Annotated in this window: 10 protein-coding genes; all 10 read left to right on the plus strand. The window is 32.2% G+C overall.

Annotation, left to right across the window (positions count from 1 at the left end):
• Positions 1-515 precede the first annotated feature (515 nt).
• The 10 genes from ACFVRR_RS20295 to ACFVRR_RS20340 all read left to right on the plus strand — a co-directional run bounded on the left by ACFVRR_RS20295 (position 516) and on the right by ACFVRR_RS20340 (position 12528).
• Entirely contained in the window at positions 516-4676 is a 4161-nt protein-coding gene (locus ACFVRR_RS20295) for a S8 family serine peptidase (protein WP_387332168.1), read from the plus strand.
• Between the two features lie 129 nt (positions 4677-4805).
• Positions 4806-5876 (plus strand): GerAB/ArcD/ProY family transporter, encoded by a 1071-nt coding sequence (locus ACFVRR_RS20300; RefSeq protein WP_387332170.1) that lies wholly within the window; start codon positions 4806-4808, stop codon positions 5874-5876.
• Complete coding sequence (locus ACFVRR_RS20305; RefSeq protein ID WP_387332171.1) at positions 5873-7339, plus strand: spore germination protein; 1467 nt, start codon at positions 5873-5875, stop codon at positions 7337-7339. The genes ACFVRR_RS20300 and ACFVRR_RS20305 overlap by 4 nt, the downstream gene beginning before the upstream one ends.
• 8 nt (positions 7340-7347) lie before the next feature.
• Positions 7348-8463, plus strand: a complete 1116-nt coding sequence (locus ACFVRR_RS20310; protein ID WP_387332173.1) for a Ger(x)C family spore germination protein — start codon at positions 7348-7350, stop codon at positions 8461-8463.
• Positions 8464-8591: 128 nt separating this feature from the next.
• Positions 8592-9311, plus strand: coding sequence for a hypothetical protein (locus ACFVRR_RS20315; RefSeq protein ID WP_387332175.1), 720 nt, complete (start codon positions 8592-8594; stop codon positions 9309-9311).
• Between the two features lie 31 nt (positions 9312-9342).
• Positions 9343-9918: a bifunctional adenosylcobinamide kinase/adenosylcobinamide-phosphate guanylyltransferase gene (gene cobU / locus ACFVRR_RS20320; RefSeq protein ID WP_387332177.1), complete on the plus strand. Its 576-nt coding sequence runs from the start codon at positions 9343-9345 to the stop codon at positions 9916-9918.
• Positions 9919-9928: 10 nt separating this feature from the next.
• On the plus strand, positions 9929-10669 hold the full coding sequence (cobS, locus tag ACFVRR_RS20325) for an adenosylcobinamide-GDP ribazoletransferase (RefSeq protein WP_387332179.1): 741 nt from the start codon (positions 9929-9931) through the stop codon (positions 10667-10669).
• Complete coding sequence (locus ACFVRR_RS20330; RefSeq protein ID WP_387332181.1) at positions 10666-11265, plus strand: histidine phosphatase family protein; 600 nt, start codon at positions 10666-10668, stop codon at positions 11263-11265. The genes cobS and ACFVRR_RS20330 overlap by 4 nt, the downstream gene beginning before the upstream one ends.
• Positions 11266-11279: 14 nt before the next feature.
• Positions 11280-11777, plus strand: coding sequence for an ECF transporter S component (locus ACFVRR_RS20335; RefSeq protein WP_387332183.1), 498 nt, complete (start codon positions 11280-11282; stop codon positions 11775-11777).
• Positions 11758-12528: a hypothetical protein gene (locus tag ACFVRR_RS20340; RefSeq protein WP_387332185.1), complete on the plus strand. Its 771-nt coding sequence runs from the start codon at positions 11758-11760 to the stop codon at positions 12526-12528. Before ACFVRR_RS20335 ends, ACFVRR_RS20340 begins: the two co-directional genes overlap by 20 nt.
• The last annotated feature ends 3 nt before the right edge of the window (positions 12529-12531 follow it).

Raw genomic sequence — 12531 nt, forward strand, 5'->3', positions numbered from 1 at the left:
GGAAAACTAGCTAATGTAATCTAAATCTTACAATTTCAACTAAACGATTTAATTATTTTTAAAAATAGAGAAGTATCTCAACCACAAATGAAAAGTACATCCTGAAATACCCCCACTATTTAGATTAACAAATAATTGTTCCAATAGAGTTAAGGAGACATCGTGTGAAATTTGAGATGGCTCCTATTTTTGTCTTTTATAGAAATTTATTTCGTGGTAATAGGCTAATAAATTAATAGATTGAATGTAAATTGCATGAAATTGGTTTATTCTGATGGGGAATTATGTTGTAATTTGTCAATTTTTTAAAAGGGTATTTAGTAAACGTTGATAAATCAGGGTTTGTTATAACCCAATTGATTAAAAATAGAAAATTCATAATAATATAATTAATAGAAATAAACGACAAATGTCATTCTATTTTGTTGATTACTTGAAGAAGTTGTCAAAAAAACTTATTTCTAGTATTAACGGATAAGGCAATCTAAGAAGAAAAATGAACTGGAGGAAGAAAAATGGGGGAAAAGAGAGAAAAAAGTAAAGTTCTAAAAAGTTTTACTGTTTTAGCTTTAACATCTAGTTTTATTTTAGGTTCTCTTGGACAAGTAACAAATGTATCAAATGCAGCAAGTCCAAGTAAGGCAGAAGATATTTTGGCAAGTTTAAATTCAGAGCAAAGAGCAGCTCTTAAGCAGCTTTCTACTAGTGAAGAAACTGGGCTTCAAATTTCCTCAGATATTAACTTGGACTCTACTGAACAAACGAATGTCATTGTAGAGTTTGCCAATAAACCAGTTAAGGTTGCTCAAATTGAAGCGAGCGTAGAAGGGAAAACTTTAACGAAAACAGATGCTGAAAAGCTAATTGATCAAGATCATGATACTTTTACGAAAGATGTCGGCCAAGTTATAACAAGTGGCAAAAGTAAAAAAGTAGATTATAAAATCAATCAATCATATAAACACGCATTTAATGGTGTTTCCATGACATTACCAGCAAACCAAATTAAGAATCTACTAAAATCTAAAGCTGTAAAAAAGGTGTGGAGTAACCAAACATTTACAATTGATCCGCCAAAAGAAAATGATCAACTGAAAGCCGATGAAGCAAATGTTGCAAACTATACTCCATATGATGCCCTAGATCGCTTACATGCTGAAGGGTTTACGGGTAAAGGAATTAAAGTAGGGATTCTAGATACAGGAATGGATTATCATCACCCAGACTTGAAGGATGCTTTTAAAGGTGGATACGATTTCGTTGATAACGATAATGATCCGATGGAAACAACTTATGCAGATTGGAAAAAATCAGGTCAGCCTGAAATTAGTGGCTCATCAACTTATTACACTGAACATGGTACTCACGTAGCTGGTATTATTGGTGGACGTGGTGTAGCCAATAGTGAATATAAAACAATTGGTGCAGCACCTGATGCTGATCTTTATTCATATCGAGTGTTAGGGCCTTATGGATCTGGTACTGAGGAAGACATTATTGCCGGAATTGATCGAGCTGTTCAAGACGGTATGGATGTTATTAATATGTCACTAGGTGCAACCTTAAATGATCCGCTTTATGCAACATCGATTGCAGTAAATAACTCTGTGTTAAGTGGTGTAACGACAGTTGTTGCAGCAGGAAATAGCGGTGATAAAATGTATACGCTTGGTTCTCCTGGTGCTGCAGCATTAGCATTAACAGTTGGTGCATCGTCAATCGCATTAGATGTTTATCAATATGCTGGAATTAATAATGGTAAAAACTATTCAGTTAGACAATTAGCTCGAAATTATTCTGATGACTTAACAACTTTAAAGGGAAAAACATATCAGTTAGTTGATGTTGGTTTAGGTAATCCTGCAGATTTTAATGGTAAAGATGTAAATGGGAAAATTGCTTTCATCAAACGTGGAACGATTGCATTAATCGATAAAATTAAAAATGCAAAAGCAAAAGGTGCAGTTGGCGTTTTAATGTACAACGACGAAACAAATCAAGCTGAAGGTGCAATCCAATCTTTCCTTGGTGAATCAGTTGATGCAATTCCAGCATTCTCTATATCTAATAAGGAGGGTATAGAAATTGCAGCTGCAATTAAAACTGGTGCATCAAACTTCACATTTGGAGACTTTAAAAAGGTGCAAACAGCATCAGACGAATTAGCTGGTTTTAGTTCAAGAGGTCCATCTCGAGTAAATTATGATATTAAACCGGAAGTGACGGCTCCTGGTGTGGCGATCCTTTCAACTGTACCATTTTATGTAAATAATAAAACTGGTGATGGATCGAAACCTGAAGATTATAAATATGCGTATGAGCGCTTATCAGGAACATCAATGGCAACACCTTATGTAGCAGGTGTGTCGGCATTATTACTTCAATCAAATAAAGAATTACAACCAGAAGATATTAAATCAATTCTTATGAATACAGCGGATCCGTTATCAAAAGCTTATAGTGTATTTGAAGCAGGTAGTGGACGTGTTGACGCATATGAAGCGATTCATTCCAATGTAGAATTAGAAGTAGTAGACCAAACGCCAACTTATATTAATGGTAAAGAAAAATCAATTAAAGAATTAACAGGTGGCATTAGCTTCGGATCTTTTGGTTCCAATGATCAAGATATTGCAGATTCTCGTAATATTACATTAAAAAATCGTAGCGAAAAAGCAAAAACATTTAATGTTAATGTGAAATTCCAAACTGGATTAAGAGGATCAAAAGATTCAACTGGGAACAATGTAACTTTAACTGGTCCTACTTCTGTAAAATTAAATGGAATTAGCCAAAAGAATGTTAAGTTTAACTTAAATATTCCAAAAACAGCAGAAAAAGGAACTTATGAAGGATTTATTACATTTACAAATACTCAGGATCCATCAGAAACATATCAAATCCCATTTGGTGGGCGTGTAGTCGATGAAGGCATTGATTATTTTAAAATTGATAATCCAATGTTTGGTAATGATACGAGCTGGCCAGCAAATTCATTTCCGTTCTTATCATTTGATCTTTCATTGAAATCACATATGAAAACATTAGATGTATTACTACAAGATGCTAAAACAGGTGAGGATCTTGGTTTAGTTGGTTCTTTCACACCTATTACAATGAATGAAAATCAAGATTACTTTATTGGAAGAGGATTTAGTTCAATTTACTATCCATTTACTGGTGATGCCAAAAATCCAATTAGTTATGATCCAGTAGTAGCAAAAGCAGGAAACTATAAATTAAAATTAGTTGGTACGAATGAACAAGGTAAAACATTCGTAAAAACCACTGATTTTATTTACGATGTTGCAGCACCTACTATGACTTCTAGCTTTGACACATTAGATCAAAAAGTAATTGAATACAAAGATAGCCAATTTGATTCAAACGGGGAATTCTTATATGACTTTAACATTAATCTAAATGATCCTGAAACTGCTGAAGCAAGCCGCTTAGGTTTCCCAGTAGATCAGTCAAATAATGCAGTTGTATCGTTTCACGACAGTCCGTTCCCGGCTAAACCAATTAAAACAGATAAGAACGGAAACTATACTGACCAAATTTTAGTGAAGAAGCGTTCTACACCATTACAAGTTTCATTCTATGGTATGGATGCAGCAAGAAACTTTACTGGAAATGCAACAAATATGTTAAGACTAGTATTCGTGGATCAAAATTTCCCTTACTACTACTTAAAAGCAAATAAACAAACAGTAACAACAGGTGATACTGTAAATTACAGTGTTCGTTCAAATAATATTAAAAACTTAAAAACAACTAAAATTAATTTCAAGGTTGATCCAAATCTAGCAACAATTCAAAATGTCACTGTAAATGATGCAGTAAAACAATATGGTGATGCACAAGTTTCAGTTACTTCAGTACCTTCTGGATTAAGTCAGCTTTATACATTTACGTTTACTTATAATGGAACAAAAGCTTTACCGGAAGACTTACAATTATTTAATTTCGATATGAAAACAGCAGAGAAATATACAAGATCAACTCCAAATGACTGGTATACAATGACTGCGTCTACAATCGACCAATCAAATGTTGTGACAAATGATGTTTATGCGTACATGGAATCTTATAAAATTAAGAACACTTATTCAAAAATTGATGGTGCATTACGCTTAGAAGGAACAACAGATCCGGCAACAGGTAACACAAATTATGCGCTTGATCAAAGTGCAATTGGAGCAAAAGTAACCGTTACTTCTTATGATGGAAAAACAATTGTGCAACCTTCGATCAACAAAAGCGGACAATTTAGTGCTGAAGGACTGAAAGCAGATACAAAACCTTATACTTATAAAGTTGATGTACCTGGGCATTTTACAATGAATAAACAAGTACTTTTATCAGACAAAGTACGTGGCGAAGAACTAGGAAAAAGATATAACTTGAGTTTATTAACAGCTGCAGCTGGTGACGTTAATAAAGATGATGTAATTGATGTGTTAGATGCATTAGCTGTACAAACTTATTGGGGTACAAATAAAGCTACAGCAGACTTTAACTTTGATAAAGTAGTAGATAAAAAGGATATGGACTTTGTTGTTCGAAACTTTGGATTACAAAATCCTACTGTTGATGAAGCACCAAAACCAAAAACTACTTATAAAGGTGCTACATTAGATAGTATCTTAACAGAGTTAGGATTAAACAAATAATAAAAGCAGCCTTCTCCCGATTATTTTTTGGGAGAAGGCTTTTTATTTTAGTTAATTGGTAAATTTATACATAATAAAATTCGTTTCAGGTTAATTTAAAGGAATAAAGGATTTGTAGGGAGACTTTTTATGAATAAAAAGTTTATTTATTCAACTCATATTTATATCTTGCTTATTATGTCTACTGGATTTATGTTGCACGTGTTTATCGTTCCTAGTGTTTTGACATCAACTCATCGAGATTCTTGGATTACGGTTATGGCTAGTATTCTCCCTTTTATAAGTTGGACAGCTTTAGTTTTTTATTTGTATAAGAAGTTTAATAATGAAGATATTTTGTCTGTAATGTTTAAAGTATTGTATAAACCATTAGCTTATATATTATCAGGCATTTTTGTAGCTTACTTTTTATTTTCAGCTTTTGTTACTTTTCGTTTTACACTTATTTGGGCAAATATAAACTATACACAAGATATTCCAGATATTGTCGTAGTTTTATTAATTGCACTGATTTGTTTTTATGCATCATGTAAAGGGCTTCGTACAATTAGTACGGCAGCATTTTTAATTTTACCGCCTGTTGTTTTATTTGGTTTCTTGGTTGGTATTGGAAATGAAAAGAACAAAGATTACGGCCTACTATTTCCTATATTCGAAAGAGGATACCAAGATTTCTTTCATGGTTTTATTTATACTTGTTCAGGTTTTTTTGAAATCATTTTTATTTTATTTTTAATCTCCTATCTGAAAGATAAAATAAAAGTAAAAGGGCTAATGATTGTAAGTTTTATATTATTAATGTTAATTTTAGGACCATTAACTGGAGCGATTATGGAATTTGGACCACTTGAGGCAGAAAAAATGAGAAATCCAGTTTATGAACAATGGAAGCTTTTAACCTTAGGTGAAAATATTACAAGATTGGATTTTTTATCAATTTATCAGTGGTTAGCTGGTGCTTTTATTCGGATTAGTATAAATTTGTTCATTGCAAATTATATCATCAACTATAGTGGACGGAAAAAATGGAGTTTACCATTATTGTCCCTTTTTTTATTAGTAGCGGTAATGATTCCCTGGAACGCATCATCCTTTTATAACTTTTTACAATACTACTACTTTCCTATCAATTTAATTTTTTTAATATGTATGATGTTGTTATTTTTAGTTATTTCAAAATTAAAAGGTGATTCAACATGAGAAAAGAATCGACATCTTTAGAAAGCCTAAATCTATTAGAATTTATGGAGTCTTTTAATCACTCTTCGGATATTGATTTTAGAACGAAATCGTATAAAGAAGGAGAAGACTCACATTTTGTCATCATTATGTTTTGTCCAAACTTAATAGATGTTCAATTTAGCAATCAAATTATTAATGACATATTTAACGTAGTCCATAAAGAAGAAAAATTTGATTTTGAGTTATTAAGAAATATAGTCGAAGCAAAGAGATTAAAAGATGTATCTTCTATTAAAAAGGAAGTTGAAGAAAACTTATTTTCAGGAGATTTAGTCATATTTAGTTCTTATTTAAATGATGTTTTCTTCATTCCTGTTTCAAATCCTCCACAACGAAGTCCAGAAGAATCAAATTTAGAAAATTCAATTCGCGGTCCAAGAGACGGATTTGTAGAAAGTATTTCAATAAATATGGCATTAATTAGACAAAGACTGAAGACTTCAACATTAAAAAGTGTCGAATTTACAATCGGTGAACGTAGTCGAACGAAAGTTTTATTAGTTTATATGGAAGATATTATTAATCCTGCAATTCTTGCAGATGTTAAACAACGCTTAGGTAATATTAAAAAAGATGTGATTATAAGTAGCTATGAAATTGAGGAAGCTTTATATGATGAACCCTTCTCGATCTTCCCGCTTTTAGATAATATTGGTAGACCAGATTTCGTCGTACAATCAATCAATCAAGGTAGATTTGCAGTCATTGTTGATGGGAATCCTACTTGTTTAATAGGTCCGACAAATTTAAATCAACTCGTATATTCACCAGAGGATATACATGCAAGTTTTTATTACGTAAATATAGTTAGGTATCTCAGAATTATGGCAATCATTACAACAATATTCCTACCAGGGTTTTATATTGCAATGGTTACTTATCATATAGATCAAATACCTTATCCATTCCTTGCGACGATTGGTATGTCGAGAAACGGTTTGCCATTTTCAGCACCGCTAGAGGCTTGTTTAATGTTAGTTTTTTTTGAATTATTTAAAGAAGCGGGGATTCGTTTACCGAAAGCAGTAGGTCAAACTGTAGCTGTTTTAGGGGGACTATTTATTGGCGATGCCGCAATCCGCGCAGGACTAACTTCACCTGCAATGCTTGTTGTAGTAGCATTAACGGTTATTTCAGGCTATACATTAATTAACCAAAACATCTCAGGTAACATTGTAATCCTCAGATTTTTTATTTTATTTTTATCGGCTGCTCTAGGGTTAATTGGCTTTTTTACTGGCTTTTTTCTAGTTATAACGTTGATTGTTTCGTTAGAAAGCTTTGGTCAACCGTATATTTCCATCCTATCTGTTCCAAGTAAGTCTGATTTCTTAAATGTAATTATTAAGTTACCTCAAAAGTTTAAAGTCAAACGAAATCTATCACTCCATCCAGTTGATGAAGACCGTCAGAAGGAGTGAGAAATAAGATGAAAAAATTACTTATCAGTATATTGGTGATTTTTCAATTACTCATTTTAACAGGTTGTTGGGGAACTCGCACAATTATTGATCAAACATTAGTTACAAGTTTTGGTATTGATTTTAAGGATAATCAGTATGTTGTCACGATTCAAGCACTCAATTTTTCGAATATTGCTAAGCAAGAAAGTGGGGCATTACAAGTACCAGCTCCTCCATTAATTGGTCAAGCAAAAGGTAAAAGTATACAGTCAGCATTAACTAAATTGGAATCACATTCACCAATACCTTTGTATTATGGTCATGTAAATAGTGTCATTTTAAGTAAATCGGTTATTGAAAAAAAATTGAAGGACGTTAATTCCTTTATTAGCGGAAGACCACAATTAAGATACACAATGTGGATTTATGGTACCGATCAGGATATTAAAGATATCTTAAGGAGTCAAAGCTTCTTTAATTTACCTTTTTTATATACGGTAGTAACGAATCCAGATGAGAAAAGTAGAGGGGGCTTAATTTTTTTAAGCTTGAAATTTCATCAATATATATCAAGATATACTGAACCTGTTGGAACATTATTGATCCCTTCATTAGGTATTGAAGATAAGAAATTTGAAGAAAAAGAATTAGACAAAGTAGCTTATATTAATGGTGCCTACGCAATATCACAGAAAAAGTTTAAAGGGCATGTGAATTTAAAGGAATTAAAAGCACTAGATTATATGGATCAAGAAAATTACAGTTTACCACTTTCACTTGAAAAAGATAAATTGAATTTAGTCGTTAGGAGCTCAAAGAGTTCAATTAAAGTCGTAAAAGGTGGTAAGAAGCCAAAGTATATTATTAAAGTAAAAACTAATGTAGTCATCGTACAAAATGAGAATCTTTATAGTAAAAAGAAAATTGCTTCTAAAATCAGTAGTAAAATGAAAAATGAAATTTTAAAGACAGTAAAAAAAGGAGAAGTGCTTCATGCCGATCTTCTCAATATTTCAGAAAAGCCTTATCGATTTAATCGAAAAGAATGGGATATAAAGACCCTGAATGATATCGATACAAATTCAATAAAAGATATAAAAGTAAATGTGCGTATTATAGGAAGTAAAGCATATAAAAGATAAAAGTTGTTTTGAAAAAAGAAGAGCGAAAAAGGAAGGTTAAATTTTATCAAAGAGACCTTCTTTTTTATGCTCATTTTTATTGAAAATGAATTATGATAGAAATGAACTGAATAAAAAGGAGAAAAGCAATGACTGAAGGAGTAAAAGATAATTGGTTTCCAGGGCGATGGTTAGGTGGGATCTCCTTAATTTTAGGTCCAATTTTTATGCTTACAGGTGTCATTTTAAGAAGTAGATTTCATTTCTTCTTCCCAGATCAGCTTGAAGCATATAAGGCGCACCCAACTTTACTATTTTTATCATATAGTTTCTTTGTTGCTGGGAACGTCTTATTGTGGCCAGCAGTTATTTCACTTTGTAAATTAATCAGTATAAAGAAACCAAATTGGGCATTATGGGGAGGGAGTTTTGCAATATTTGGTCTTTTTGCTCGTACTTTTCATGCAGGAGTTGATCATCTAGCTTTTCAGCTTGTACGAATTCAAGGTGTTGATTCTACAACAAAAGTAATGGCGCAATCTTACGGAGCGTTTCATATATTCCATAGCCTATCCCCATTAATTATGTTTGGTTGGATTATTTTAGCCATTGGTTCATATCGAGCTAGAGTACTGGGGTTCATTCGCTCTATAATGTTAGGACTTATGAGTTCGCTGCCACTTGGTGTCTTAAAAGGTACAACCCCATTTTCAATTGTGGCTACATCGGCTCTTTGTATAGTACTTTTACCAATGGGTATAAGGGTATTAAAAGACGGACCAAGACCAAGTTTAAAGAAAATACTTGGGTCAGTTTTAATAATGATAATATTGTTAGTAGGATTATTTGTAATTGGAGAGCTAGGTTAAAAGAAAATAATCCCTATTTTTTGGAGAAGAGGTGAAGAAATTGATTCTAGTAATTGGTGGTGCTCGAAGTGGGAAGAGCTCATATGCCGAAAGACGAATAAAGGAGCTACAAACAAACACAAATGAAGTAGTCTATATTGCTACTGCAATACCATTTGACGGAGATATAAATGAAAGAATTAAAAGACATCAAGAAGATCGTCCGATTGATTGGCATACTGTTGAGCGATATAAACAATTTAATCAATTAAAAATGAATGAGGAATTTATACAATCCAAATATGTCATTTTAGATTGCATGACGGTTATGATTACAAATTTAATGTTTGATCATTATACTGATATTGATTTTGAGACGATGAATAATGAACAAATAAATAAACTAGAAGTAGATATAGAAAATGAAGTGAACGAGTTGATAAACGTTTGTGATCAACACGGTAAAACATTCATAATTGTATCGAATGAGGTAGGTTATGGACTTGTTCCATCTTATCGATTAGGAAGGATTTTTAGAGATATAGCTGGGCGTATAAATCAAAAAATAGCTTCAAGAGCAGAAGAAGTTATACTCGTTACAGCTGGTATACCATTCAGAATAAAGTAGGAGTACCAATATGAATCGATTTAAAATGATCCTTAGTTTTTTTTCAACCATCCCGGTTAAAAATTACGATTTTATTGAAGCCGAACTAGGAAAAGGAATTAGATTGGTTCCATTAGTAGGTGTGTTATTTGGTTTAATACTAGTTAGTTTGAATACTGGAATCTCGTTAGTTTTGGACAAAGAAGCAGGTGCATTTCTTATTCTATTAGTCTATTTATTCTTAACAGGTGGATTACATTTTGATGGAGTAGCTGACACGTCAGATGGAATTTTTAGTTATCGTTCAAAAGAAAGAATACTAGAAATTATGAAAGATAGTCGCATTGGCGCATTTGGGGTCATTTCCTTAATTGTTTTATTTTTAGGAGATTGGTTATTTTTATCAAAGAGTACAACATTTGTTATGTTTTTATTTCCGATTATTGGAAGATGCATTGCCTTATTTACATGCAGAATTAGTACTTATGCTAGAAATGAAGGATTTGGAAGTCAATTTATAATCGAAGCCAAAAAATCTAATTCATTATTTGTTCTAATTACATATGTGTTACTCATTTGTGTAAGTAGTGTATTACTCAATGAAATAGCCATTATTTTTGCGGTATGTATCACGTTTATTTTTATTACTTTTATAACGAAAAGAATCAATCAAAAACTTGATGGAATTACAGGGGATGTAATTGGATTTACAATTGAAGTTTCCCAATTATGCTTTTTAATTTTTGCTGTTATAGGTGAGAGATTAGTATGAGAATATTTTTAATTAGACACACAGAAAGCATTGGAAATAGACAAAAGGTTTATGCAGGAATGACTGATTTTGATTTAACAGAAAAAGGCTTAAGTCAAATAGGTGGTGTGATCACCCAGTTTACGAAAATGATTGAGCCTACTTCACACTTTACTTTGTATTCTAGTCCACTTCGTAGATGCACTTTATTAAGTGATGCGATTGAAGGTTTAATAGGAGAATCGAAAATCGTTGATCATCGGTTACAAGAGACAAATTTTGGGCTATTTGAAGGGAAAACATATACTGATCTTTTAAATGAAGTGCCTGAAGTTGTAGAAAAGTGGAATGAAGATTTGATTCATTTTCAAATTCCGAATGGGGAAAGCTTAAAGCAGTGTGCAGAAAGAGTTAATACATTTTGTCATGATATTAGATCAAAAAATGAAGATGTAATAGTCGTATCACATGGTGGGATTATGAAGGTACTACTCTTAAATTTACTTCATTTAGATTTAAGTCATTTCTGGAAATTTTATACGAGTAATGGATGTATTATTGAAATTGAGTATAATGACGGTTTTGGATTTTTGAAAAATATCATTCAACTAAATTAAGAGGATGGAGAAACATGAACACAAAAAGAATTGTTTTACTTTCATTATTTATCGCATTAAGTGCAGTACTGTCTAATATAAAAATAGTTTATTCTATCGCATTCGATTCATTGCCGGCCTTTCTGGCTGCTATGTTGATTTCACCGATTGCAGGCGGGATTGTAGGGGCACTAGGTCATCTTCTTACAGCAATTACTTCAGGTTTTCCATTTACAGTACCAGTGCATCTATTTATCGCAATACAAATGCTTGTGATTGTTTGGATGTTTGGCGTATTATTTAAAAAAATGAATCAATACATCGCAATGATCGTGGCAATTATCTTAAATGGTCCAGTTGCAACTTTGTTAAGTGGTCTATTAATTGCTTATTTGAATCACTCGTTTACAGTAAAGACTATTAGTAGTTTTTTTATCTTAATGGTTGTGCCTTTGACTTTAGCTTCAGCGGCAAATATTGTTTTAGCATTTATACTTCAAAAGGTGATGAAACGTGCAAATTTCAAAATATAGAGATTTAACTTTAATGCATATAGATGGGAGTCGTTATTTTACTATTGCTTGTGATAGCTGCGGTGGAATAGGGATGAGTGAGCTTGATCTCATTAAAGTTGATGAAGACATTGTAGGTTATTTAACAGCGAAATTATGTTTAGTCGAAACATTAGCATTTCGTGCTAAGCCCACTGTTTTAATTAATACTTTATGTGTAGAAATGAACGGAAGAGGTAAGCGAATAATAAACGGGATTGAAAAAGCGATTAAAGAATATAATGAAGCTAATTTTTATGAAGACAACTTAGAAATAAATATTACAGGAAGTACAGAAGAAAATATTCCAACAAAACAAACAGGTTTAGGAATTACTTTAATGGGAGAAATTTATAATCCGTTTAATAGAAAAGAAGTCATTTCAGGGGATCGTGTAATATTAATTGGTTATCCAAAAGTAGGAAATGAAGTATTAGAGGATTTAAATGAAAATAAAAAAGAAATCATTAACTTTAATACATTAAAGCAATTAACAAATTGCGAAGAAGTCTCAGATCTATTACCGATCGGTTCAAAAGGCGTTCAATATGAATTGAATCAGTTGATGGAAACACATACTATCGATATAAAATTAGTTAATCAATCTAGTATCCCATTACATAAATCGGCAGGTCCCGCGACATGTGCTCTAGCAATTATTAAAAAGGATGCGATTGAAGGATTAAAAAGGCAAATCTTACAACCAATCACATTACTAGGTGAGATCGTTTAATGA

This window comes from Gottfriedia sp. NPDC057948 (genome assembly GCF_042887255.1).
In the GTDB taxonomy this organism is placed as follows: domain Bacteria; phylum Bacillota; class Bacilli; order Bacillales; family Bacillaceae_G; genus Gottfriedia.

What these genes read in the sequence shown, in the direction of transcription:
- ACFVRR_RS20295 (WP_387332168.1), top strand. Translation starts at nt 516, where the DNA reads ATGGGGGAAAAGAGAGAAAAAAGTAAAGTTCTAAAAAGTTTTACTGTT.
- ACFVRR_RS20315 (WP_387332175.1), top strand. Translation starts at nt 8,592, where the DNA reads ATGACTGAAGGAGTAAAAGATAATTGGTTTCCAGGGCGATGGTTAGGT.
- ACFVRR_RS20305 (WP_387332171.1), top strand. Translation starts at nt 5,873, where the DNA reads ATGAGAAAAGAATCGACATCTTTAGAAAGCCTAAATCTATTAGAATTT.
- ACFVRR_RS20300 (WP_387332170.1), top strand. Translation starts at nt 4,806, where the DNA reads ATGAATAAAAAGTTTATTTATTCAACTCATATTTATATCTTGCTTATT.
- ACFVRR_RS20335 (WP_387332183.1), top strand. Translation starts at nt 11,280, where the DNA reads ATGAACACAAAAAGAATTGTTTTACTTTCATTATTTATCGCATTAAGT.
- ACFVRR_RS20310 (WP_387332173.1), top strand. Translation starts at nt 7,348, where the DNA reads ATGAAAAAATTACTTATCAGTATATTGGTGATTTTTCAATTACTCATT.
- cobS (WP_387332179.1), top strand. Translation starts at nt 9,929, where the DNA reads ATGAATCGATTTAAAATGATCCTTAGTTTTTTTTCAACCATCCCGGTT.
- ACFVRR_RS20330 (WP_387332181.1), top strand. Translation starts at nt 10,666, where the DNA reads ATGAGAATATTTTTAATTAGACACACAGAAAGCATTGGAAATAGACAA.